The organism is Streptomyces sp. NBC_00285 (genome assembly GCF_036174265.1).
Classification (GTDB): domain Bacteria; phylum Actinomycetota; class Actinomycetes; order Streptomycetales; family Streptomycetaceae; genus Streptomyces.
On the sequence record NZ_CP108055.1, the window covers coordinates 8,580,148 to 8,603,828 of the forward strand.

Below are 23,681 nucleotides of genomic sequence, written 5' to 3' on the forward strand. Positions count from 1 at the left end.
CTTCCTCGCGGCCCGAGCCTTCAGCCCGAGCATTCAGCCAGGGCCGACCCCGGTGTTCACGCCGGTTCCACCCGCTGTCCACCGGGCCGGGAGGGATTGTCAGTCCCGCGTGCTCTCATGGAGTCATGATCGGACATATGGAAACCATCGACGAGTTTCTCGACCGGCACACGGACGACGTGGAAGAGGCGGTGCGCAAGGCCGCCGCGGCCGAGATCATGCCGCGCTTCCGCCGGCTCGCCGCCCACGAGGTGGATCAGAAGAGCGGACCCCACGACCTGGTCACGGACGCCGACCGGCTGGCCGAGCGGTATCTCACCGAGGCGCTCGGCGCCCTCCTTCCCGGCTCCGTGGTGGTCGGCGAGGAGGCCGTCCACGCCGACCCGGCGTCGTACGAGGCGATACAGGGCGACACCCCGGTCTGGATCGTCGACCCCGTCGACGGCACCCGGCAGTTCGTCCACGGCGACCCCGGCTTCTGCACACTGGTCGCGCTCGCGGCGAAGGGCGTTCTGCTCGCCTCCTGGACCTACGCGCCCGCCCGTGACCAGCTGGCCACGGCGGTGCGGGGCCGGGGCGCGTTCCTCGACGGCGAGCGGCTGCACGCGGGCGCCCCCGACCCGGAGCGGGACCTCCAGGTGGCCACCTCCCACCCGGACTACACCACGGACGACGAGAAGCGAGACCTGCTCAGCCTGTGGACGGACGGTGTCGCGCCGCGTCCGTGCGGCTCGGCCGGCCTGGAGTATCTCGCCGTCGCCCGCGGCGAGTTGGACGCGGTCGCGTTCTCCTGGGAGGCGGCCTGGGACCACGCGGCGGGCCTGCTGCTGGTCGAGGAGGCGGGCGGCGCACATCTGACCCGCGCCGGTGAGCCGTTCCGCATCACGGGAGGCAACACCCTGCCGTTCACGGCCGCCCGGGACGCGGCGACGGCCCGCAGGATACGGGGCCTGCTGGCGGGCGAGGCCTGACGGAGCCGGAGCGATGGGGACCCGGCGGAGGGAAGGCCGCCCGTGCCTCCGGAGCCCGGCCGTCCGACCTCCCGGCATCCGCCGCCTGCCCCCGGGCTCCGACGCCCTCCGGTCCCGGACCTCGGTGCCCGTCTGTCCCGACTTACCCCCGAACCCCGGGACTGTCGGTGCCCCGGCATATCCTGATCCTCTGGCCATCGGCTGACGAAGGGGTCCGAAGGTGCCGTCGATGCTCGATGTGGTCGTAGTGGGTGCGGGGCCGAACGGCCTGACGGCTGCCGTGGAGCTGGCCCGCCGGGGCTTCTCCGTGGCGGTCTTCGAAGCGCGTGACACCGTGGGCGGAGGAGCCCGTACCGAGGAGCTGACCCTCCCCGGTTTCCTGCACGACCCGTGTTCCGCGGCCCACCCCCTAGGCATCAACTCCCCGGCGTTCCGCGCCCTGCCCCTGGAGCGCTACGGCCTGGAGTGGCTGCACGCCGAGCTGCCCATGGCGCACCCCTTCACCGACGGCACCGCCGCCGTCCTGTCGAGGTCGGTCGCCGAGACGGCAGCCTCGTTCGGACCGCGCGACGCGGGCACGTACCGCAGGCTCGTCGAGCCGTTCCTGCCCAAGTGGGACACCCTGGCCCGCGACTTCATGTCGCTGCCCCTGACCGCGCTGCCCCGCGACCCGGTCACCCTCGCCCGTTTCGGTCTCGTCGGGCTGCCCCCGTCGACCTGGCTGACGCGCCGCTTCCATGACGAGCGCGCGAAGACCCTGTTCGCCGGTCTCGTCGCGCATGTCATGGCCCCGCTCAACGGCCTCGCCACCGGTGCCATCGGCCTGGTCTTCGCCCTCGCGGCGCACGCCCGCGGCTGGCCGGTGGCCCGCGGCGGTTCCCAGTCCATCTCCGACGCGCTCACCGCGTACCTCAAGGACCTCGGCGGCACCGTCCACACCGACTACGAGGTCAAGCGCCTGGACGACCTGCCGCCCGCCCGCGCCTACGTCTTCGACACCTCGCCCACCGCCCTCGCCCGTATCGCCGGCTTCGGCAGCTACTACGACGGCTACCGTTACGGCCCGGGCGTCTTCAAGGTCGACTACGCCCTCGACGGCCCCGTGCCGTGGACCGCGAAGGAGGCGCGCAGCGCGGGCACCGTGCAGATCGGCGCCGACACCGCGGAGATCTCCGCCGCCCTGCGTGCCGCGTCCCGGGAGGGCCGCGCTCCCGACCGGCCGTTCATGATCACCGTGCAGCCCAGTGTCGCCGACCCCGGCCGGGCCCCCGCCGGAAAGCACGTGTTCTGGGCCTACGGCCATGTCCCCAGCGGCTGGACCGGCGACCTCACCGACGCCCTCGAACGCCAACTGGAGCGCTTCGCCCCGGGATTCCGTGACCGCGTCCTGGCCCGCGCCACCGCCGGCCCGCCCGAACTGGCCGCCCGCAACGCCAACTACATCGGCGGCGACATCGCCTCCGGCGCGGTCAGCGGACTCCAGACAATGCTGCGCCCCAAGCTGTCCCTGTTCCCGTACGGCACCCCCCACCCGGCCGTCTTCATCTGCTCCTCGGCGACCCCGCCGGGACCGGGTGTGCACGGCATGTCGGGACACAACGCGGCGCGAGCGGTGTGGCGAAAGCTGCGAGAGGGCTGAGAGGAACTCCGCCGCCGCCGCCCGACGCGTCTCCGGTGCCGGACGGCCCGGGCCACAGGGCGCGGACGCTGTCCGCGGACCGGTAATCGGGCTGCTCCCGGCGGGGCGGGCTGGGAGAGTGGCGGGCATGACCACCATCCGTCTCGTCCAGGGCGACATCACTCAGGAGAGTGCCGACGCGATCGTCAACGCCGCGAACTCCTCCCTCCTCGGCGGGGGAGGAGTCGACGGCGCCATCCACCGCCGCGGCGGCCCGGCGATCCTGGCGGACTGCCGCAAGCTGCGCGCCTCCCTCCCCCACTCTCGGCTTCGCTCGAGCGGGGGGACCCCCATCGGCAAGGGCCTGGCCACGGGCAGAGCGGTCGCCACCACCGCGGGCGAGTTGGACGCCCGGTGGGTGATCCACACCGTCGGCCCCCGCCACAGCGGCGAGGAGGACCGCTCGGCCCTGCTGGCCTCCTGCTACCGCGAGTCCCTGCGCGTGGCCGACGAACTCGGCGCCCGGACCGTCGCCTTCCCCGCCGTCTCCGCCGGTATCTACGGCTGGCCGATCGACGACGCCGCCCGGATCGCGGTGGCGACCGTGCAGGAGACACGGACCGTCGTCGAGGAGGTCCGGTTCGTGCTCTTCGACGACAGGACGTACCGGGCGTTCGCACAGCATCTTCGCTGACCCGCCGTCACAGGCGGCCCACCCTTACGGACGAATGTGCTCCCAGCACCTTGAGACACAGGTGTCTGTGGCAAAGAGCCTGGTCGCGGTGGTGCGGGCGGCGTGCCGGGGCGGCCCGGCGTCCCGTGACCGGTTGCGGGAGGCCGGGCCGCTTCCCACGGTGGGACCAAGGTAGTCCTCCGAAAGGAACGTTCATGCGCCCCCTCGTCTCCCGCGGCCTGCTCCTGCCGCCCCTGGTCTGTGCCGCGCTGATCCTCGGCCCGGTCGGCACCGCGGCCGCCGTCGCCGACGCGGGCCGCGGCGCGTCCGACCACGGAGTGGCGCAGCTCGCCACCTGGTACGGCACCGACGGCACGGACACCGCCGTGGACCGCCTCGACGCACTGGACCGGGCCGGGCGCGGCAGTGTCCTCCAGCCCCTCCTGGACGCCGTGGCCGGCATCACCGCCCTGGACGGCACCCACCTCGACGCGAGCGAGGCGGCCGCCCACGCGAAGGCCGTGGAGGCGGCGAACGCCCAGGTCCAGGAACAGCTGCGGCAGCTGAGCGGCACGAACCGGTCCGCGGCGGCGGCCGACCCGGTCTCCGACCTCGTGGCCTCGCTCCAGTCGACGATCGACAACCTCGTCAAGTCGCTGACCTCGCTGGACCTGGGCGGGGTGCTGAGCGCGGTCACCGGCCTCCTGGGCTCCGTGCTCGGCGCCGTCACCGGCCTTCTCGGCGGCGGCCTTCCCTCGCTGCCCACCCTGCCGTCGCTGCCGTCCCTGCCGGCCACCGGCTGACACGACGCCACCGAGACAGCACTGCAGCACCGCATCACAGCAGCACGACACCACGGCACCCCCGCGTGATCGCACGCGGGGGTGCCGTGGTGTCGCCATGTCCCCAGGACCACTCAAAGTCCGACAGGGTCATTGCCTGGGGAGTCTTCGGGACCTAGGTTGAGTTGCATCCTGTGCCTCAAAGTCACCAATAGTGCACAGGAGTTGACGCTCCCTCAGTACGTACACCGCACTGTCGTCCCGAGGAAGGTTTCGCTCATGTCCCATCCGTATCCGTCCGCTCCCCTCAGCCGCCGGCGTCTGCTGGAGGGAGGCGCGGCCGTCCTCGGCGCGCTCGCCCTCTCCTCCGGTCCGCTGGCCGGCCGTGGCCATGCGGCGGACGGCTCCCCGGAGTGGAACGGCTCCATCGGCCTCTTCCGGGTGGGCACCGAGCCCGCGCACACCACCCTCATGCCGTACGCGAACACCGGCCAGGCGCTCACCGCCGACCGCACCCGTTCGCCGTACCGCCTCAGCCTCGACGGCACATGGAAGTTCGCCTACGCCGACCGTCCCGACGACCGGAACGCCGACTTCCACGGCACCGACGTGGACGACAGGGACTGGGACACCGTTCCCGTTCCCTCGGTTTGGCAGGTGCATGGCTATGACATGCCGATCTACCTCAACATCACCTACCCGTGGTGGGGCCCCAACGGCCTCGGCGAGGAGGCTCAGCCGCCCACCGCCCCGACCCGCTACAACCCCGTCGGCCAGTACAGACGCACCTTCACCGTCCCGAAGGACTGGTCGGGACGGCGGACCTTCCTGCACTTCGAGGGAGTGAAGTCCGCCCACTACGTGTGGATCAACGGCGAACTCGTCGGCTACCACGAGGACTCCTACACCCCCGCCGAGTACGACATCACCCCGCACCTCAGGGCGGGCACCAACCAGATAGCCGTGGAGGTCTACCGCTATTCCGACGGCGACTGGCTGGAGGACCAGGACATGATCCGGCTGAGCGGCATTTTCCGCTCGGTCTACCTCTACTCCACCCCGGCCGTCCACCTGCGCGACTTCAAGCTGGACACCCCGCTCGGCGACAACCACACGACCGCCGAACTCTCGGTCACCGCGAGCGTGCGCGACTACGGCGGCGGCAACCAGGGCCGCTACACGGTCGAGACCCAGCTGTACGACGTCGGCGGCCACGCGGTCTGGTCGCGCCCGCTCCAGCAGGCCGTGGCCCTCGACGCCGGAGCCGAGACGACCGTACAGGCCGCGAAGACCGTACCCGCGCCCAAGCTGTGGTCGGCCGAGCACCCGAACCTGTACACCGCCGTCCTGCGGCTGCGTGACCCGGCGGGCAAGGTGATCGAGACGCTCTCGCACCGCGTCGGCCTGCGCGAGTTCGCCCTGACGGACGGGCTGATGCGCATCAACGGCAAGCCCGTCTCCTTCCGCGGCACCAACCGCCACGAGATGCACCCGGACCGCGGCACCGCACTCACCCGCGCGGACCTCGTGAAGGACATCACGATCATCAAGCGGCTGAACATCAACTCCGTCCGCACCTCGCACTACCCGAACAACCCGCTGTGGTACGAACTCGCCGACGAGTACGGCCTCTACCTGGTCGACGAGACCAACCTGGAGACCCACGGCATCCGCGACGAGTACCCCGGCAATCACCCCGACTGGAGCGCGGCCTGCGTGGCCCGCGCCCAGAACATGGTCCACCGCGACAAGAACCACGCCTCGGTGGTCATCTGGTCGCTGGGCAACGAGGCGGGCGGCGGCAGCACCTTCGTGAACATGCGCGACTGGATCAAGTCGTACGACACCACCCGCGTCGTCCAGTACGAGGGCGACGACCGGCCAGCCATCAGCGACATCCGCTCCGAGATGTACGAGAGCCCCGCACGCGTCGAGCAGCGAGCCAAGGACACCGCGGACACCCGGCCGTACGTGATGATCGAGTACTGCCACGCGATGGGGAACTCCAACGGCAACTTCAAGAAGTACTGGGACATTGTCCGTCGCCATCCCGTCCTCCAGGGCGGCTGGATCTGGGACTTCGTGGACCAGTCCCTCACCGAGCGGGTCCCGCTGCGCCAGTTGCTGACCGAGACCGGTCCCGGCGCGCTGACCGGCGAAGTCCTCCCGGCGAGCGCCAGGTTCGACCATGACAAGGGGGTCGACGGCGGTACGGTCTTCGCCCGCGACCCCGGCCTCGACCTCCACGGCTCGCTGACGCTGGAGGCCTGGGTCACCCCGAAGGTGACGGGTGGTCACCAGCCCCTCATCGCCAAGGGCGACACCCAGTACGCCCTCAAACAGTCCGGTAGGACACTGGAGTTCTTCATCTACGGCGGCGGTCAGTGGGTCACCGCCACCTGGACGCTGCCGGACGACTGGACGGGCCGGGAACACCACGTCGCCGGTGTCTTCGACGCGGACGCGGGCACGCTCACCCTTCACGTGGACGGCCAGGTCAGGGCCACTCGGACCACCACCCAGAAGCCCAGCAGCAACACGGCTCCGCTCGCCCTGGCCACCGATGTCGACAACCCCACAAGGGAGTTCAGCGGCACGATCAGGAAGGCGCGGGTGTACGGCCGTGCCCTGAGCGCCGCCGAACTCGCCTCGGACGGCAGGCAACCCGGTGACCCGGGAGTGCGGTTCTGGTTCGACGCGGCGACCGTGGGCCTCGCCGAGAAGCGATCCGCCGAGAAGACCTTCTTCGCGTTCGGCGGCGACTGGGGCGACAACCCCAACGACGGCGCCTTCGTCGCGGACGGCATCGTCACCGCCGACCGCGGGCACACCGGCAAGGCCGCGGAGGTCAAACGGATCTACCAGGCGGTCAACGCGGCCCGGGGACAGAGCGGGGCGGTGACCCTGACCAACGAGTACCTGTTCACCAACCTCCGCGAATTCGAAGGGAGTTGGACACTAGTCGCCGATGGCAGGGTGGTGCAGCGCGGAAAGCTGACGCGGGACCAGCTGAATCTGGCGCCGCTGTCCAGCAAGGACATCACCGTCCCGTACAAACTGCCGAGCACCCCCGCGCCGGGCACGGAGTACTTCCTGCGGCTCTCCTTCACCACCAAGGAGTCCACGCCCTGGGCGAAGGCCGGCTTCGAGGTGGCAGCACAGCAACTCACCCTCGACGCGGGCAGCCCGGCCGTGACACCGGTGCCGTTGAAGAACGTCCCGGAGCTGACGTACGAGGACACCCCGGACCACGTCCTGGTCACCGGCAAGGGATTCTCCGTCACCGTCGACAAGGGCAGCGGGACCATCACGTCGTACGTGGCCCGTGGCACCCGGCTGATCAGCGGCGGGCCCGTGCCGAACTTCTGGCGGGCGCCCACCGACAACGACCACGGAAACGGGCAGCACACGCGCAACCAGACCTGGCGCGACGCCGGCGCGAACCGCGAGGTCACCGGAGTGAGCGTGCGGGCACTGGGGGACAGGGCCGTCGAGATCAAGGTCGCCGGCACCCTGCCCACGACGACCGTGTCGACGTACACGACCACCTATACGGTCTTCGGCAACGCAGAGGTCAGGGTCGACAACACCCTTCACCCCGGGGCGAGTTCACTGCCGTACATCCCGGAGGTCGGCACGATGCTCTTCCTGCCGCGTCGCCTGGACCGGCTGCACTACTACGGCCGCGGGCCCGAGGAGAACCACTGGGACCGCAACGACGGTACGGACGTGGGGCTCTGGTCCGGGACCGTCGCCGAGCAGTGGACCTCCTACATCCGCCCACAGGAGAACGGCAACAAGACGGACGTCCGCTGGGCCGCCCTGACCGACCGTCACGGAGTCGGACTGCTTGTCTCGGGTGAGCCCCTCCTGGAGGTCAACGCCTCGCACTTCACCCCGGAGGACCTGTCCAACGGGGTGCGTCACGACTACCAGCTCACCCCGCGCGACGCGGTCGTGCTGCGGGTGAACCACCGGCAGATGGGCGTCGGCGGCGACAACAGCTGGGGCGCGCACACCCACGACGAGTACAAGCTGCTCGCCGACAGGGACTACTCGTACACCTACCGGCTGCGCCCGCTGACGGACGTGAGCCGGGCGACTGCCGCCTCGCGGCGGCCGACGGCGGGGGAGTAGGCGCAGGGGCGCTCGGAGGAGGTTCGCTCCGGGCGCTCCACTCCGCCGCGTCGCTGAGCCGGCAGTGCAGCGCGTAGACCACCGACCGGCCACTGCGCCCGCCCTCGCCGCTGCCCACTCCGGCATGGCGATGGAGCCCGCTGGCCCCGACCTGGCGCTGGAGACGGCCGACGCGGTTGTCGTACGGGACGAGCTCACCGGACTCGTCCTGTGGGACCTCCTCGGCCACCTCCCGCTGCCGCTCGGTGTCGCGGGACACGAGGGCTCGACCGTCCTCGTCGGCCTGAACGGGCCGCGGCTGCTGAAGGAGTCCGCGCTGCTGAAGCAGTCCGCCTGGGTCCGGCACACGCGAGGCTGATGTCGGATTCCCGCCAGCCCGGCCCCGGCCGGTGGCCGATGCTGGACGTATGCAGACGGGGATGTACACCGAAACCGAACGCTGCGTGCGCGCGGTGCGATCGAAGGACGCGCGGTTCGACGGATGGTTCTTCACCGCCGTTCTGACGACCCGCATCTACTGCCGGCCCAGCTGCCCGGTCGTACCGCCCAAGCCCGAGAACATGACCTTCCACCCGAGCGCGGCGGCCTGCCAGCAGGCGGGATTCCGGGCCTGCAAGCGGTGTCGGCCCGACACCAGCCCCGGCTCGCCGGAGTGGAACCAGCGCGCCGACCTCGTGGCCCGCGCGATGCGCCTGATCGCCGACGGCGTGGTCGACCGCGAGGGCGTGCCCGGCCTCGCCGCGCGGCTCGGCTACAGCACCCGGCAGATCGAGCGCCAGCTGCTCGCCGAGCTCGGCGCGGGCCCGCTCGCCCTCGCCCGGGCCCAGCGCGCCCAGACGGCGAGGATCCTCATCGAGACGACCGCGCTGCCGATGGCGGACATCGCCTTCGCGTCCGGGTTCTCGGCGATCCGCACCTTCAACGACACCGTGCGCGAGGTCTTCGCGCTCGCGCCGAGCGACCTGCGCGCCCGGGCGCCGAGGAGCGCGCCGGGAGACACGCGGGGTGTGCTGAGTCTGCGCCTGCCGTTCCGCGCGCCCCTCAATCCCGACAACCTCTTCGGCCACCTCGCGGCGACCGCCGTCCCGGGCGTGGAGGAATGGCGGGACGGGGCGTACCGGCGCACGCTGCGACTGCCGTACGGACACGGCATCGTCGCCCTCACGCCCCGACCGGACCACATCGCCTGCCGACTGACACTCAGTGACCTGCGCGACCTGACCGTCGCCATCAGCCGCTGCCGCCGCATGCTCGACCTGGACGCCGACCCGGTCGCGATCGACGACCAGCTGCGCACGGACCCGCTCCTGGCACCCCTGGTGGACAAGGCGCCCGGCCGACGCGTCCCGCGCACGGTCGACGAGGCGGAGTTCGCGGTACGTGCCGTTCTGGGCCAGCAGGTCTCCACGGCGGCGGCCCGCACCCACGCGGGCCGTCTGGTCACCGCTCACGGCGAACCGGTGGACGACCCCGAGGGCGGCCTCACCCACCTCTTCCCGACCTCCGAGGCACTGGCCGCGGTCGACCCCGACTCGCTCGCGATGCCCCGCACCCGTCGCGCCACGTTCACCACCCTGGTGAGCCAACTGGCCGACGGCTCACTCCAGTTGGGCGTGGAAAGCGACTGGTCGCAAACCCGTGCCCGCCTCCTCGGCCTCCCCGGCTTCGGCCCGTGGACGGTCGACGTCATCGCCATGCGCTCCCTCGGCGACCCGGACGCCTTCCTCCCGACAGACCTCGGAATCCGCCGTGCCGCCCAGGAGTTGGGCCTGCCCTCGACCCCTGCCGCACTGACGGCCCGGGCAGCGGCCTGGCGGCCCTGGCGGGCGTACGCGGTCCAGTACCTGTGGGCCACCGACAGCCACCCGATCAACTTCATTCCCGCATAAGCACGTTGAGGACACGCCATGACCAGGCAGCACACCGTGATCGACAGCCCCTACGGCCCCCTGACCCTCGTCGCCGACGACGGCGTCCTGTGCGGCCTCTACATGACCGACCAACGCCACCGTCCACTTGAGGAGACCTTCGGCACGTTGGACGACGGATGGTCCAAGGAGACCGAGGACCAACTCAAGGCGTACTTCCAGGGGGAGTTGAGGGAGTTCACCCTGGAACTGCGCCTGCACGGGACGCCGTTCCAGCGCGAGGTCTGGGAACAGCTCCGCGGGATCCCGCACGGCGAGACCCGCACCTACGGCGAACTCGCCGACGCCCTCGGCAACCCCAAGGCCTCCCGCGCGGTCGGCCTCGCCAACGGCAGGAACCCGATCGGCATCATCGTCCCCTGCCACCGCGTGGTCGGCGCGAACGGCAGCCTCACGGGATACGGCGGCGGGCTGGAACGCAAGCAGCGGTTGCTGGACTTCGAGCGGGGAGCGGCGCTGTTCTAGCAGCCGCTCCCGGCGCTCACCCTGCGCAACAGTTCGGGCAGCGCCGTGCCGATCGGCTCCCGGATGACCTCCTCGGCCCGGTCGTCGTACGGTGTCGGCTCGGCGTTGACGATGACGAGCCGGGCGCCGTGGTCGGCGGCGACCCCGGCGAGCCCGGCCGCGGGCTGCACCTGAAGACTGCTGCCGACGGCGATGAAGACCTGGCAGGCCTTGGTGATGGCGACGGCCTCACCGAGCACCACGGGGTCGAGACGCTCGCCGAACATGACGGTCGCCGACTTCAGGATGCCGCCGCACTCCAGGCACGGCGGATCCACCTCGCCGGCCTCGACCCGGGCGAGCGCGTCCTCCATGGGGCCACGTGCATGGCACTTGGTGCACACCACCTGCCGTGCGGTGCCGTGCAGTTCGAGGACCTTGCGGGCGGGCATCCCGGCGAGCTGATGCAGCCCGTCCACGTTCTGTGTGATCACCCGCACCGGCACACCGGACTTCTCCAGTTCGGCCACCGCCACGTGGGCGGCGTTGGGCTCGGCCGACAGGGTCCGGTTCGCCCGCCGCATCTGCCACGAGCGACGACGGATCTCCGGATCGCCCATGTAGTACTCGTACGTCACGAGCTTCTGGGCTTCTGGGTCCTGCCGCCACAGCCCGTTGGGGCCGCGATAGTCGCGGATTCCGGAATCGGTGGAGACACCGGCGCCGCTGAGGAGTGCGACGAGGGGCTTGGTCATGGTGCCGAGGGTAGGGCGGCCGTCCGCCGGGAGCCAACGGAAAATCGGGCTCCCAGCCTCCTCACCCGACTCGCGGGCACGTGAGTTCCGGCGGAGTGCCTGCGGGCTTCGCGCTCGGCTTCAGTCGGCTGTCAGGCGACGCTGACCGCGTGAACCACCGTCGGCCGCTCCCGGATCAGGCCGTCCGCCTGTTGCCTCCACACGTGAGTGGCATGGGGCACTCTGAACGTGCAGTGGTGGCCGGACCTTTTTTGAAATACACAGCGTCCGGGCTCGAGTTCAGGGAGTGACGGCGGCGGGTGGTTGCGCCGGGCAAGGAGACCAGCGCGCGGTCCTGCCCGGCGTGATCGACGCGCGACCGGTGAGGATGTGAAGCCGGGCCACTGCGGGGACGTGCTGCTCCATGACGTCGGCACATCCAGGGACGCGGTGAGCAACCGGCGTGGGGCGTGACGTACTTGGGTACGGCGAAATGGGCTGGATGTGAACGCGGCCCGCCGAGTGGCCCTGAGGGCAGGTACGGCCGAGGGGCGGTCGGGAGAGCGGTCGGTCATCGAGGGACGCGCTGTCGAAGTGCTGTCCGGCCTGCGGGCCGGACAACGGATTGGGCTGTGCCCTCCACCGCCGCGGTGGAGGGCATGCACCGCCAATTCGCCATACAAGGGGCGATGCGGGGCCCAAACGATGACGCCGGGTCCGGAGGGCACGTGTCGGAGCCGAGATCGGTGTGGTGCTCGACGCTGAACTCGTCGCGCGACGCAGCCCGTTCGAGTTCGAGGTGGACGCGAGCCCAGCCGATCAGGAGGCTTGAACACGCCTCCACGCCACGTCCCTCACAGGACGCCTCGCGTCAGCCCACCCGGTGCCCGTCCTCCAGCTCCACCGTGCCCGTGTCGTCCGCGAGGACGTCCAGGGCGGCCAGCACCCGGCGGCCGAGCGCGCCCGGCATACGGTCCGTGAGCTCCTCGCGCGGCACCAGCCGCCACGACAGCAGCTCCTCCTCCTGGAGGCGGATCGACTTGAAGTCGTCCTCGGCGAGCACACCGCCGTCGTACAGGTAGGCGACCAGCGGGGGGCGGGCCGCCGTCCCGGGCACCCAGTCCACCGAAAGGAGCCGTCCGAGTTCACGGTCCAGGCCGATCTCCTCGACGGTCTCGCGGCGCGCTCCCTGGCGCGGGGTCTCGCCCTGGTCGGACTCGATCGTGCCGCCCGGAAGTGCCCAGCCCTCACGGTAGTTGGGCTCGACGAGCAGCACCCGGCCGGCGGCGTCACGGAAGAGAGCGGCGGCACCGGCGAGGATACGGGGGAGTCCGGCGACGTACGTGGCGAAGTCCTGGGAGGTGGTCACCTCCGAAGGGTAACCAGCCGGCACGGACGCCCCGCTCACCCAGGTCCCGGCGGGCGCAGGCAGTCGGTCAGGGGCAGGGCGGCGGCCTGCCGCAGATGACGGTCGATCCGGTCCCGCGTCCACGGGTCGCTCCGCTTGCCGAGCACGCGATCCGGCCCAGCCGGCCCCCGAGGATGCGGTCTGCGAGCTCTGGCTCGGTGCCCACAGGGGGCACAGCTCCGGTCTGTCCCATTCCGGGAGTCCGCACAGCGGGTTCGCAGGGCCTTCTCAGGGTCCGGGCGGGGCATGACGCCGGGGGGCGTCTGCGGTTAGGGTCGCAGCGGCGCGACCTGGCCTTGACGTGCGCGAGGCCCGAGAGCAAGGGGAAAACGTGACACAGCGCGTGCTCATCGCCGCGGACAAGTTCAAGGGCTCGCTCACGGCCGTGCAGGTCGCGGAGCGGGTGACGGCCGGGCTGCGCAGGGTCGTGCCGGGCGTGGAGGTCGAGTCGCTGCCCGTGGCCGACGGCGGTGACGGCACCGTCGCCGCGGCGGTCGCGGCCGGATTCGAGCGCCGGGAGGTGCCGGTCGCCGGTCCCCTCGGGCAGGAGATCACCGCCGCGTTCGCGGTGCGCGGGGACACGGCCGTCGTGGAGATGGCCGAGGCCAGCGGCCTCCAGCGGCTCCCCGCGGGTGTCTTCGCCCCGCTCACGGCGTCCACGTACGGCTCCGGAGAGCTCCTGCGCGCCGCGCTGGACGCCAGCGCCCGCACGATCGTGTTCGGGGTCGGCGGCAGCGCCACCACCGACGGCGGCGCCGGAATGCTCTCCGCGCTCGGCGCCCGCTTCCTGGACGCCGACGGCGAGCCCGTGGCACCCGGAGGCGGAGGCCTCGCCGACATCGCCTCGGCCGACCTGTCGGGCCTTGACCCGCGGCTTGCCGACATCGACTTCGTCCTGGCCAGCGATGTCGACAACCCGCTGACCGGGCCCAAGGGTGCTCCGGCGGTGTACGGCCCGCAGAAGGGCGCCGCCCCGGACGACGTGGAGGCCCTCGACTCGGCGCTGGCCCACTACGCGAAGGTGCTGGAGAAGTCCGTCGGCGCGAAGGCCGCCGCGTACGCGGCCTCGCCGGGTGCGGGCGCGGCCGGCGGCATCGGCTACGGCGCTCTCCTCGTCGGCGCCCGGTTCCGGCCCGGTATCGAGGTCATGCTCGACGTCCTCGGGTTCGCGCCCGCGCTGGAGCGGGCGGAACTGGTGATCACCGGCGAGGGCTCGCTGGACGAGCAGACCCTGCACGGCAAGGCCCCGGCGGGCGTCGCCGCGGCCGCCCGTGCGAAGGGCAAGGAGGTCATCGCGGTGTGCGGTCGCCTAGCGCTGCCCCCGGAGGCCCTCGGCCGGGCGGGCATCCGCCGCGTGTACCCGCTCACCGACGCGGAGCCGGACATCCAGCGGTGCATCGCCGAGGCCGGGCCGATCCTGGAGGACGTGGCGGAGCAGATCGGCCGGGACTTCCTGGTCTGAGGGGGTCTCGGGGACGGCCTGACAAGGCGCGGACTCCGGAAGACACCCAGAAGGGCCCGAACCGATGACGGTTCGGGCCCTTCTCGGGCGATACGGCGGAGCCTTACGGGAGCTGGGCCGCGCGGGCCTCACGCCTGTTGCCGCGGAAGTTGTTCACTCGGCGGGCCGTGGCGAACAGGGGGATGACCGCGCCCATCACCAGCTGGAGGGCGCAACCCGTCTGGAGGAGGAGCTGCCCGCCCGGGGCGCCGAACGCCCAGGCTGCGAGGAGGCCCATCCCCAGGACGATCCAGGAGAGCATCGCGACCGCGAGGCGGCCCCGCGGCTTCGGGTACTCGACCCGGCTCACCATCAGCCAGGCCGTACCCACGATCGCCAGGAGCGTCGCCACGAAGGGGAGCTCCAGGAGCACGATCGAGACCACCGTCAGTGCGCCGAACGGTGAGGGCATGCCCTGGAAGGTGCCGTCCTTCACCGTCACGCAGGAGAACCGCGCGAGTCTCAGCACCACCGCGAGAAGCACCACCACCGCCCCGACAGCGGCGACCTTCTGCGACGCGTCGTCCGCGACCATGCCGTAGACGAGCACGAAGTACGCCGGCGCGAGGCCGAAGCTGATCAGGTCGGAGAGGTTGTCCAGCTCCGCGCCCATCGGCGAGGAGCGCAGCTTGCGCGCCACCAGGCCGTCGAAGAGGTCGAAGACCGCCGCGCACAGCATCAGGATGACCGCCGTGGCCGCGCTGTTGCGGGCCATGCCGGATTCCTGGCTGTCGGTGAGGTGCGGGATCAGGATGCCGGTGGTGGTGAAGTACACCGCCATGAAGCCGCACGTGGCGTTGCCGAGGGTGAGGGTGTCCGCTATTGAGAGGCGGAGAGAAAGAGGCATCTCCTCCTCGTCGTCCACCTCGTCGGCCTCGGGCACCCAGCCCGCCTGGGTCTCAGGATCAGTCACGGTCAATGCGAGTCACCCCAGCCATCGTCTTCTCGCCGACCTCGACCGCGACCTCCACGCCTTCCGGCAGGTAGATGTCGACGCGCGAGCCGAAGCGGATCAGACCGATGCGGTCGCCCTGCTCGACCTTCGTGCCCTGCGGGATGTAGGGGACGATTCGGCGGGCCACCGCGCCGGCGATCTGGATCATCTCGATGTCACCGAGTTCGGTGTCGAAGTGCCAGACGACGCGCTCGTTGTTCTCGCTCTCCTTGTTGAACGCCGGAACGAACCCGCCGGGGATGTGCTCGACCGATGTCACCGTGCCGGAGAGAGGCGCGCGGTTGACGTGGACGTTGAGCGGGCTCATGAAGATCGCGACGCGGGTGCGACCGTCCTTCCACGGCATGATGCTCTGCACCACGCCGTCGGCGGGCGAGATGACCCGGCCCGGGGCGATCTCGCGCTCGGGGTCACGGAAGAACCACAGCATGCCCGCCGCCAGTGCGGTGGTGGGCACGGCGACGGCCTTCGCGACGCCGGAGCGGCGTGCGCGCAGCAGGCTGACGGCTGCGGTGGCGACGGTCGGAAGGAGCCACGGCGATGCTCCGCGCGCGAGGCGTACGCCTGCCAGGCTGTCGCGAGGTGCAGAGGTTTGGCTGTGGGGCATGGATGACCTTCGTAGCGGATGATGCCGCGCACTAGACGGGGGACGGCGGCTTTCCGGAATCGTACCGGGCGAGGGCCACAACTGGGCAAGCCAGGAAGCCGAGTCGGGGTTCGAAGCGCGTTGACGGGGTGTGATCTTCTTCTCCAAGAAAACACCCCGTATTCGGACATCTAGCCCTGGAACCGATACTCTTCGAGAAGCCTGCGACCGATGATCATTTTCTGGATCTCGGCGGTACCTTCACCGATCAGCAGCATCGGGGCCTCACGGTAGAGGCGCTCGATCTCGTACTCCTTGGAGAAGCCGTAGCCGCCGTGGATCCGGAAGGCGTCCTCCACGACCTCTTTGCAGTACTCGGAGGCGAGGTACTTCGCCATCCCTGCCTCAAGGTCGTTTCGCTCCCCGGAGTCCTTTTTGCGTGCCGCATTGACCATCATCGCATGCGCGGCCTCGACCTTGGTAGCCATCTCGGCCAGCTTGAACTGAATCGCCTGGTGCTGGGCGATCGGCTTGCCGAAGGTGTGGCGCTGCTGGGCGTACGAGACGCCCAGTTCGAAGGCACGCTGAGCGACGCCGCAACCGCGTGCCGCCACATTGACGCGGCCCACCTCGACCCCGTCCATCATTTGGTAAAAACCTCGGCCGGTGGCCCCGCCCAGCACGCGATCGGCCGGAAGTCGCAGGCCATCCATGATCATCTCGGTTGTGTCGACGCCCTTGTAGCCCATCTTGTCGATCTTCCCGGGGATGGTGAGGCCGGGGCGGACCTCTCCGAAACCGGGTTCCTTCTCGATCAGGAAGGTCGTCATCGACTTGTGGGGCGCGGTGCCTTCAGGGTGTCCTTCATCACTTCGGACGAGAACGGCCACCAGACTTGACGTTCCGCCGTTCGTCAGCCACATCTTCTGGCCGTTGAGGACGTATTCCTCGCCGTCCCTGACCGCCTTGGAGGCGATGGCGGACACGTCTGATCCGAGCGCCGGCTCCGACATCGAGAACGCGCCCCGGATGTCGCCGGCCGCCATGCGCGGCAGGAAGTGGTCCTTCTGCTCCTGCGTGCCGTGCTGCTTGAGCATGTACGCCACGATGAAGTGGGTGTTGATGATGCCGGAGACGGACATCCAGCCGCGGGCGATCTCCTCGACGCACAGCGCGTACGTCAGGAGCGACTCGCCCAGGCCGCCGTACTCCTCGGGGATCATCAGCCCGAAAAGGCCCAACTCCCTGAGACCGTCGACGATCTGCTGCGGGTACTCGTCGCGGTGCTCCAGCTCGGTGGCGACCGGGATGATCTCCTTGTCCACGAAGTCGCGGACCGTGGAGAGGATTTCCTGCTGGATGTCGGTCAGACCGGCGGTCTGGGCGAGTCGCGCCATGGCTACTTCTCCTGCTCCTTGAGCTGGGGCCGGCCGGGCTGCTCGCCGCCGCGCTCCTTGATGTACGTCTCGGTCGGCACCAGCACCTTGCGGCGGAACACGCAGACCAGCGTGCCGTCCTGCTTGTAGCCCTTGGTCTCCACGTACACGATCCCGCGGTCGTTCTTCGACTTGGACGGCCACTTGTCGAGCACGGTCGTCTCGCCGTAGAGCGTGTCGCCGTGGAAGGTCGGCGCCACGTGCTTGAGCGACTCGATCTCCAGGTTGGCGATCGCCTTGCCGGAGACGTCCGGCACGGACATGCCGAGCAGCAGGGAGTAGATGTAGTTCCCGACCACGACGTTCTTGCCGAAGTCCGTCGTCTTCTCGGCGTAGTTGACGTCCATGTGGAGCGGGTGGTGGTTCATGGTGAGGAGACAGAAGAGGTGGTCGTCGTACTCCGTGACTGTCTTCCCGGGCCAGTGCTTGTAGACAGCCCCGACCTCGAACTCCTCGTAGGTGCGTCCGAACTGCATGGCCTCAGGCCTCCGGAATCTCGAACTTCGACGTGCGCTGCATGCCGGCCGCCCGTCCCTTGCCGGAGATGACCAGCGCCATCTTGCGGCTGGCCTCGTCGATCATCTCGTCGCCGATCATCGCGGAGCCCTTCTTGCCGCCCGCCTCGGACGTGAAGTACTCGTACGCGTCGAGGATCAGCTCGGCGTGGTCGTAGTCCTCCTGCGAGGGCGAGAAGATCTCGTTGGACGCCTCGACCTGGCCCGGGTGCAGCACCCACTTGCCGTCGAAGCCGAGGGCCGCGGCGCGCTGGGCGACCTCGCGGTAGCCGTCCACGTTGCGGATCTGCAGGTAGGGGCCGTCGATCGCCTGGAGGTTGTTGGCGCGGGCGGCCATAAGGATCTTCATCAGGATGTAGTGGTAGGCGTCCGCCGGGTAGCCGGGCGGCTGCTCGCCCACGACCAGCGACTTCATGTTGATCGACGCCATGAAGTCGGCCGGGCCGAAGATGATCGTCTCGACGCGCTGGGAGGCCGTCGCGATCTCGTTGACGTTGTTGAGGCCCTGGGCGTTCTCGATCTGCGCCTCGATGCCGATCTTGCCGACCTCGAAGCCCATCGTCTTCTCGATCTGCGTCAGCAGCAGGTCCAGGGCGACGACCTGCTGGGCCGTCTGCACCTTCGGCAGCATGATGCAGTCGAGGTTCTGGCCCGCGCCCTCGACGACCGTGACGACGTCGCGGTACGTCCACTCGGTCGTCCAGTCGTTGACGCGCACGACCCTCGTCTTGCCCGTCCAGTCACCCTCGTTGAGGAACTTGACGATGGTGTGCCTCGCCTCGGGCTTGGCGAGCGGGGCGCACGCGTCCTCCAGGTCGAGGAAGACCTGGTCCGCCGGGAGGCCCTGCGCCTTCTCAAGGAAGCGGGGGTTGCTTCCCGGGACCGCGAGACACGAGCGGCGGGGACGCAGACGGTTGACGGTCATGCGGGGACCTCCAGGGGGTCGAGCTTGTTCGCTTTCCGGATCTCGTCGACGATGCGGCCGATGATGCCGGTGATGTCGAAGTCCTTCGGGGTGAAGACAGCGGCCACTCCGGCTGCCCGCAATTGCTCGGCGTCTCCACTGGGGATGATCCCACCGGCGATGACAGGTACATCTGTGGCGCCTGCCACATGCAGCCTCTCCAGGACGTCCGGCACCAGCTGCGCGTGCGAGCCGGACAGGATGGACAGACCGACCGCGTGCACGTCCTCGGCGAGGGCCGCGTCCACGATCTGCTCAGGGGTGAGCCGGATGCCCTGGTAGACCACCTCGAAGCCGGCGTCCCGTGCGCGGACGGCGATCTGCTCGGCCCCGTTGGAGTGCCCGTCCAGGCCGGGCTTGCCGACCAGGAAGCGCAGCTTTCCGACGCCCAGGTCCCTGGCGGTCACCTCGACCTTTCGGCGTACGTCGGCCATGGCCGAGCCCGCTTCGGCGCGGACCGCGACCGGCGCGGAGGAGACACCTGTGGGCGCCCGGAACTCGCCGAACACCTCCCGCAGCGCCCCGGACCACTCACCGGTCGTGACTCCCGCGCGGGCGCACTCCAGGGTGGCCTCCATGAGGTTGCCGGTGCCCTTGGCGGCCTCCTTCAGCTTCTCCAGCGCCTTGCAGGGGCGCGGGTGGTTGAAGGGCGGCTGGTACCGCGTGTCCCGCCAGTGCTGGAGTCCCGCGATCACCTGGGCCTCGACGGCCGGGTCGACCGTCTGGATCGCGGTGTCCAGGTCGGCCGTCAGCGGGTTCGGCTCGGTCGTCTCGAAGATGTTGACGCCGATGATCTTCTCCTGCCCGGACTCGATCCGGGCCCGGCGCTCGGCGTGCGAGGAGACGAGCTGCGACTTGAGGTAGCCCGACTCGACAGCGGCCATCGCGCCGCCCATCTCCTGGATCCGCTCGATCTCCGCGAAGGACTCCTCGACGAGTTTGCCCACCTTCGCCTCGATGACGTGCGAGCCCTCGAAGATGTCCTCGTACTCCAGCAGGTCGCTCTCATGGGCGAGGACCTGCTGGATGCGCAGCGACCACTGCTGGTCCCAGGGCCGGGGGAGACCGAGGGCCTCGTTCCAGGCCGGCAGCTGCACGGCACGCGCGCGTGCGTCCTTCGAGAGCGTCACCGCCAGCATCTCCAGCACGATCCGCTGGACGTTGTTCTCCGGCTGCGCCTCGGTCAGTCCGAGGGAGTTGACCTGGACGCCGTACCGGAAGCGGCGCTGCTTGGGGTTCTCGATGCCGTAGCGCTCGCGCGTGATCCGGTCCCAGATCCGCCCGAACGCGCGCATCTTGCACATCTCCTCGACGAAGCGGACGCCCGCGTTCACGAAGAAGGAGATGCGGGCGACGACGTCCCCGAACTTCTCGGCCGGCACCTGCCCGGAGTCCCGGACGGCGTCCAGGACCGCGATCGCCGTCGACATCGCGTACGCGATCTCCTGGACCGGCGTGGCACCCGCCTCCTGCAGGTGGTAGCTGCAGATGTTGATCGGGTTCCACTTCGGGATGTGGGAGACCGTGTACGCGATCATGTCGGTCGTCAGCCGGAGGGAGGGCACCGGCGGGAACACATGCGTGCCCCGCGACAGGTACTCCTTGACGATGTCGTTCTGGGTCGTGCCCTGGAGCCGGGTGATGTCGACGCCCTGCTCCTCGGCGACGACCTGGTAGAGCGCCAGCAGCCACATGGCGGTGGCGTTGATCGTCATCGAGGTGTTCATCTGGTCCAGGGGGATGTCCTGGAACAGCCGGCGCATGTCACCGAGGTGCGCGATCGGTACGCCGACCCGGCCCACCTCGCCGCGGGCGAGGATGTGGTCGGAGTCGTAGCCGGTCTGCGTCGGCAGGTCGAACGCCACCGACAGACCGGTCTGGCCCTTGGCGAGGTTACGCCGGTACAACTCGTTGGACGCCTCGGCCGTGGAGTGGCCGGCATACGTGCGCATGAGCCACGGCCGGTCCTTCTCCCGCTTGCCTTCGGCGGGCTGACGCTCAGTCATCTATGACCCCGGGTGTCTCAGATGTTGCGGAAGCGGTTGATGCCGTCGATGTGCTTGGCGCGCATCTCCTCGTCGCGCACACCCAGGCCCTCCTCGGGGGCCAGGCACAGCACGCCGACCTTGCCCTGGTGGAGGTTGCGGTGCACGTCGTAGGCGGCCTGTCCGGTCTCCTCCAGGGAGTACACCTTGGACAGAGTCGGGTGGATCTTGCCCTTCGCGACCAGCCGGTTGGCCTCCCAGGCCTCGCGGTAGTTGGCGAAGTGCGAGCCGATGATCCGCTTCAGGGACATCCACAGGTAGCGGTTGTCGTACTCGTGGTTGAAGCCCGAGGTGGAGGCGCAGGTGACGATCGTGCCGCCCTTGCGCGTGACGTAGACCGAGGCGCCGAAGGTCTCGCGGCCGGGGTGCTCGAAGACGATGTCCACGTCCTCGCCGCCGGTGAGCTCGCGGATGCGCTTGCCGAAGCGCTTCCACTCCCGCGGGTCCTGCTCGTGCTCGTTCTTCCAGAACTGGTAGCCCTCGGCGTTGCGGTCGATGATCGCGTCGGCGCCCATCGTGCGGCAGATGTCCGCCTTCTGGGGCGAGGACACGACGCAGATCGGGTTGGCGCCGCCGGCCAGCGCGAACTGGGTGGCGTACGAGCCCAGCCCGCCGCTCGCGCCCCAGATCAGGACGTTGTCGCCCTGCTTCATACCGGCACCGTTGCGGGAGACCAGCTGCCGGTACGCGGTGGAGTTCACGAGGCCCGGGGCGGCGGCCTCCTCCCAGCTCAGGTGATCCGGCTTCGGCATCAGCTGGTTGGACTTGACGAGCGCGACCTCGGCGAGGCCGCCGAAGTTGGTCTCGAAGCCCCAGATCCGCTGCTCGGGGTCGAGCATCGTGTCGTTGTGGCCGTCCGAGGACTCCAGCTCCACGCTCAGACAGTGCGCGACGACCTCGTCACCGGGCCTCCAGGCGTTGACGCCCGGGCCGGTGCGCAGCACGACGCCCGCGAGGTCGGAGCCGATGATGTGGTACGGCAGGTCGTGGCGCTTGGTCAGCTCGGAGAGCTTGCCGTAGCGCTCCAGGAACCCGAAGGTCGACATGGGTTCGAAGATCGAGGTCCACACGGAGTTGTAGTTGACGCTCGACGCCATGACGGCGACCAGGGCCTCGCCCGGGCCCAGCTCGGGCAGGGCGACCTCGTCGAGGTGGATCGACTTGCGCGGGTCCTTGTCGCGGGTCTCCAGGCCCTCGAACATCTCCGTCTCGTCCTTGTGCACGGTGATCGCGCGGTACGACTCGGGGAGCGGCAGCGCGGCGAAGTCGGCCGGAGTCGAGTCCGGCGACTGGATCGCGTCCAGGATGTCCTTCACGGTCACGGTGTTGCCTCCGGCGGTTGGGGTCTCCCCGGTTCGAGCGAAGTCGAGAACTGGGGAAGCGTCCTGAGGGAGGGACGCTGAGGGTCACGTCGGTGCCGTCGGTTCGGCGGTGTTCTTGCTCGGCAGCGCTTTGTGGCGCGGAAGGTTGCCTGTGACGCAGGCGTCCGGGCGAGCAGCTCGATGAGTTGCTGGGACAGCCGGCGTGCGAAAGGTCTCTGCACGCCGGCCGCCCGGACTCCTTCAACGTAAGACACCGCGTGCCACCATGCAAGGCACTGAGTGCCAGAGATTGCTCTCAGATGAAATCTTTACGTAACAAATGAGCGATGATCGATCAAAGCTACCGGCGAGTAGGCATCAATCGGGCGCTATCGGTTGCCTGATCCATCGCCTGATCCATCGCCTGTTCCGCCTGGAGGACATCGGCCGGGCATGCCTGGTGCAGGGCCATCCCGGTCCGCGGCTCCCGCGCTCCCGCGCCCGCTCAGTTCCTCGATGTTCGTCAGCCGGCACAGCAAGCAGTGGGTTCCGCCGTCCTCACCGGCTGGAACCCGCACTCCGCCCACGCGATCAGCGTCTCCCGCGGGCCGGCGAGCAGCGCGGTCGCATACCGGACCCGCTCCTGCCGTACGGCCGGGGTTGCCGAACCGCCCCAGGAGCCGGGGCGGCTGATCAGGGGGTGGGTGACCGGGGGAGGCGGACCCGGAGCAGGCAGTCAGGTTGCCCCTGCAGGACGCTGAGAACCGTCACCGCTCCTTGAGTGCCTGCTCGATGGCCCGCATCACTTCGTCGAGCGGCGCGTCCGTCCGGGCGACGGTCACCAGGACCTCCCCCTGAGAGGCCACCGAGGCCGGCGCCGGACGCGGCGAGGCGTCCCGGCCCGCCCCGATCCCCGTCCCGAAGGTCTTGCGCACGATCGCGAAGGCGTGGTCCAACTGCGTCTCCACGTCGCCCTGCCCCCCGGCCCGGAGCCACCGCCGCAGCACATGGTTGTGGGCGGTGACCACGGCCGATGCGGCGACCTCCGCCAGCAGGGGGTCGTCGTTCGCGTCGTCGTCGTGCGCGTGCTCGTCGAAGTGCCCCAGCAGATACCGCGTGAAGAGCCGCTCGTAGCGGGCCACCGACGCGATCTCGGCCTCCCGCAGCGTCGGCACCTCGCGCGTCAGCTTGTAGCGGGCGACGGAGATCTCCGGCCGGCCCGCGTACATCTTCATGACTTCCTTGATGCCGCGGCACACCGTGTCGAGCGGATGCTCGTGCGCGGGGGCCGCGTTGAGCACTGCCTCGGCCCGGATCAGGGTGTCGTCGTGATCGGGGAAGATCGCCTCTTCCTTGGAGCGGAAGTGGCGGAAGAAGGTGCGACGGGCGACCCCGGCCGCGGCCGCGATCTCGTCGACGGTGGTCGCCTCGTACCCCTTGGTGGAGAACAGCTCCATCGCGGCGGCCGCCAGTTCTCGGCGCATCTTGAGCCGCTGCGCGGCCGCGCGAGTGCCTGCCGCGTTTTCCGGCGCGTCGGGCGTGGCTGGTGTACGGGAGGACCTGGCGGGCTGGGGCATGACCCGAACGTACTGCATGTGCGCAGGCTGGTGCGCGTGTCCGGGGGTTCCCCCGCCCGGGACCGGCGGGCATATGCCGGCTCCTGTGAGCGGGGGCGGACTGCCC

At 70.0% G+C, this 23,681-nt stretch carries 18 protein-coding genes and 2 pseudogenes; 9 read left to right on the forward strand and 11 right to left on the reverse strand.

What is annotated here, in order from left to right:
- Window positions 1-125: 125 nt before the first annotated feature.
- The 8 genes and pseudogenes from OHT57_RS39345 to OHT57_RS39380 all read left to right on the forward strand — a co-directional run bounded on the left by OHT57_RS39345 (window position 126) and on the right by OHT57_RS39380 (window position 10,574).
- Window positions 126-971 (forward strand): inositol monophosphatase family protein, encoded by an 846-nt coding sequence (locus OHT57_RS39345; RefSeq protein ID WP_328751587.1) that lies wholly within the window; start codon window positions 126-128, stop codon window positions 969-971.
- 229 nt (window positions 972-1,200) lie between these two features.
- A complete protein-coding gene (locus tag OHT57_RS39350; RefSeq protein ID WP_328751588.1) occupies window positions 1,201-2,610 on the forward strand; it encodes a phytoene desaturase family protein in 1,410 nt (469 codons plus the stop codon).
- Window positions 2,611-2,737: 127 nt separating this feature from the next.
- Window positions 2,738-3,283 (forward strand): O-acetyl-ADP-ribose deacetylase, encoded by a 546-nt coding sequence (locus tag OHT57_RS39355; protein ID WP_328751589.1) that lies wholly within the window; start codon window positions 2,738-2,740, stop codon window positions 3,281-3,283.
- Between the two features lie 194 nt (window positions 3,284-3,477).
- Window positions 3,478-4,065: a hypothetical protein gene (locus OHT57_RS39360; RefSeq protein ID WP_328751591.1), complete on the forward strand. Its 588-nt coding sequence runs from the start codon at window positions 3,478-3,480 to the stop codon at window positions 4,063-4,065.
- 258 nt (window positions 4,066-4,323) lie between these two features.
- Complete coding sequence (locus tag OHT57_RS39365) at window positions 4,324-8,181, forward strand: glycoside hydrolase family 2 TIM barrel-domain containing protein (protein WP_328751592.1); 3,858 nt, start codon at window positions 4,324-4,326, stop codon at window positions 8,179-8,181.
- 94 nt (window positions 8,182-8,275) lie between these two features.
- A pseudogene (locus tag OHT57_RS39370) lies at window positions 8,276-8,539 on the forward strand (heavy metal translocating P-type ATPase); the annotation flags it as partial.
- Window positions 8,540-8,600: 61 nt separating this feature from the next.
- Window positions 8,601-10,070 (forward strand): AlkA N-terminal domain-containing protein, encoded by a 1,470-nt coding sequence (locus OHT57_RS39375; RefSeq protein WP_328751594.1) that lies wholly within the window; start codon window positions 8,601-8,603, stop codon window positions 10,068-10,070.
- Between the two features lie 18 nt (window positions 10,071-10,088).
- Window positions 10,089-10,574 (forward strand): methylated-DNA--[protein]-cysteine S-methyltransferase, encoded by a 486-nt coding sequence (locus tag OHT57_RS39380; protein WP_328751596.1) that lies wholly within the window; start codon window positions 10,089-10,091, stop codon window positions 10,572-10,574.
- Here the strand turns inward: OHT57_RS39380 and OHT57_RS39385 are convergent.
- The 3 genes and pseudogenes from OHT57_RS39385 to OHT57_RS39395 form a co-directional block, all read right to left on the reverse strand.
- A complete protein-coding gene (locus OHT57_RS39385; RefSeq protein ID WP_328751597.1) occupies window positions 10,571-11,308 on the reverse strand; it encodes an SIR2 family NAD-dependent protein deacylase in 738 nt (245 codons plus the stop codon). The two genes, OHT57_RS39380 and OHT57_RS39385, sit on opposite strands and share 4 nt — an antisense overlap.
- Window positions 11,309-12,158: 850 nt before the next feature.
- Window positions 12,159-12,656 (reverse strand): NUDIX hydrolase, encoded by a 498-nt coding sequence (locus OHT57_RS39390; RefSeq protein WP_328751598.1) that lies wholly within the window; start codon window positions 12,654-12,656, stop codon window positions 12,159-12,161.
- A 47-nt stretch (window positions 12,657-12,703) separates the two neighbouring features.
- A pseudogene (locus OHT57_RS39395) lies at window positions 12,704-12,888 on the reverse strand (hypothetical protein); the annotation flags it as partial.
- Between the two features lie 150 nt (window positions 12,889-13,038).
- Here OHT57_RS39395 and OHT57_RS39400 point away from each other — a divergent pair.
- A complete protein-coding gene (locus tag OHT57_RS39400; protein WP_328753446.1) occupies window positions 13,039-14,157 on the forward strand; it encodes a glycerate kinase in 1,119 nt (372 codons plus the stop codon).
- A 103-nt stretch (window positions 14,158-14,260) separates the two neighbouring features.
- Here OHT57_RS39400 and pssA read toward each other — a convergent pair whose 3' ends face one another.
- The 8 genes from pssA to OHT57_RS39440 form a co-directional block, all read right to left on the reverse strand.
- Window positions 14,261-15,079: a CDP-diacylglycerol--serine O-phosphatidyltransferase gene (gene pssA / locus OHT57_RS39405; RefSeq protein WP_328753447.1), complete on the reverse strand. Its 819-nt coding sequence runs from the start codon at window positions 15,077-15,079 to the stop codon at window positions 14,261-14,263.
- A 22-nt stretch (window positions 15,080-15,101) separates the two neighbouring features.
- Window positions 15,102-15,758, reverse strand: a complete 657-nt coding sequence (locus OHT57_RS39410) for a phosphatidylserine decarboxylase (RefSeq protein WP_328751599.1) — start codon at window positions 15,756-15,758, stop codon at window positions 15,102-15,104.
- A 170-nt stretch (window positions 15,759-15,928) separates the two neighbouring features.
- Complete coding sequence (locus tag OHT57_RS39415; RefSeq protein WP_328751600.1) at window positions 15,929-17,134, reverse strand: acyl-CoA dehydrogenase family protein; 1,206 nt, start codon at window positions 17,132-17,134, stop codon at window positions 15,929-15,931.
- Between the two features lie 2 nt (window positions 17,135-17,136).
- Window positions 17,137-17,649, reverse strand: coding sequence for a MaoC family dehydratase (locus tag OHT57_RS39420; RefSeq protein ID WP_328751601.1), 513 nt, complete (start codon window positions 17,647-17,649; stop codon window positions 17,137-17,139).
- A 4-nt stretch (window positions 17,650-17,653) separates the two neighbouring features.
- Window positions 17,654-18,613: an HpcH/HpaI aldolase/citrate lyase family protein gene (locus OHT57_RS39425; RefSeq protein ID WP_328751602.1), complete on the reverse strand. Its 960-nt coding sequence runs from the start codon at window positions 18,611-18,613 to the stop codon at window positions 17,654-17,656.
- Window positions 18,610-20,658 carry a protein meaA gene (locus OHT57_RS39430; protein ID WP_328751603.1) on the reverse strand — a complete coding sequence of 683 codons (2,049 nt, stop codon included), beginning with the start codon at window positions 20,656-20,658 and terminating at the stop codon, window positions 18,610-18,612. The genes OHT57_RS39425 and OHT57_RS39430 overlap by 4 nt, the downstream gene beginning before the upstream one ends.
- 17 nt (window positions 20,659-20,675) lie before the next feature.
- On the reverse strand, window positions 20,676-22,013 hold the full coding sequence (gene ccrA / locus OHT57_RS39435) for a crotonyl-CoA carboxylase/reductase (protein WP_328753448.1): 1,338 nt from the start codon (window positions 22,011-22,013) through the stop codon (window positions 20,676-20,678).
- Window positions 22,014-22,765: 752 nt separating this feature from the next.
- The gene (locus tag OHT57_RS39440) at window positions 22,766-23,593 is read right to left on the reverse strand and encodes a TetR family transcriptional regulator (RefSeq protein ID WP_328751604.1); all 828 of its coding nucleotides are present in this window, start codon (window positions 23,591-23,593) and stop codon (window positions 22,766-22,768) included.
- Window positions 23,594-23,681 lie beyond the last annotated feature (88 nt).

Excerpts from the sequence above, each read along its gene's own strand:
- OHT57_RS39345 (WP_328751587.1), top strand. The coding sequence starts at position 126 with ATGATCGGACATATGGAAACCATCGACGAGTTTCTCGACCGGCACACG.
- OHT57_RS39350 (WP_328751588.1), top strand. The coding sequence starts at position 1,201 with ATGCTCGATGTGGTCGTAGTGGGTGCGGGGCCGAACGGCCTGACGGCT.
- OHT57_RS39355 (WP_328751589.1), top strand. The coding sequence starts at position 2,738 with ATGACCACCATCCGTCTCGTCCAGGGCGACATCACTCAGGAGAGTGCC.
- OHT57_RS39360 (WP_328751591.1), top strand. The coding sequence starts at position 3,478 with ATGCGCCCCCTCGTCTCCCGCGGCCTGCTCCTGCCGCCCCTGGTCTGT.
- OHT57_RS39365 (WP_328751592.1), top strand. The coding sequence starts at position 4,324 with ATGTCCCATCCGTATCCGTCCGCTCCCCTCAGCCGCCGGCGTCTGCTG.
- OHT57_RS39375 (WP_328751594.1), top strand. The coding sequence starts at position 8,601 with ATGTACACCGAAACCGAACGCTGCGTGCGCGCGGTGCGATCGAAGGAC.
- OHT57_RS39380 (WP_328751596.1), top strand. The coding sequence starts at position 10,089 with ATGACCAGGCAGCACACCGTGATCGACAGCCCCTACGGCCCCCTGACC.
- OHT57_RS39385 (WP_328751597.1), bottom strand. The coding sequence starts at position 11,308 with ATGACCAAGCCCCTCGTCGCACTCCTCAGCGGCGCCGGTGTCTCCACC.
- OHT57_RS39410 (WP_328751599.1), bottom strand. The coding sequence starts at position 15,758 with ATGCCCCACAGCCAAACCTCTGCACCTCGCGACAGCCTGGCAGGCGTA.
- OHT57_RS39415 (WP_328751600.1), bottom strand. The coding sequence starts at position 17,134 with ATGGCGCGACTCGCCCAGACCGCCGGTCTGACCGACATCCAGCAGGAA.
- OHT57_RS39420 (WP_328751601.1), bottom strand. The coding sequence starts at position 17,649 with ATGCAGTTCGGACGCACCTACGAGGAGTTCGAGGTCGGGGCTGTCTAC.
- OHT57_RS39425 (WP_328751602.1), bottom strand. The coding sequence starts at position 18,613 with ATGACCGTCAACCGTCTGCGTCCCCGCCGCTCGTGTCTCGCGGTCCCG.
- OHT57_RS39430 (WP_328751603.1), bottom strand. The coding sequence starts at position 20,658 with ATGACTGAGCGTCAGCCCGCCGAAGGCAAGCGGGAGAAGGACCGGCCG.
- OHT57_RS39440 (WP_328751604.1), bottom strand. The coding sequence starts at position 23,593 with ATGCAGTACGTTCGGGTCATGCCCCAGCCCGCCAGGTCCTCCCGTACA.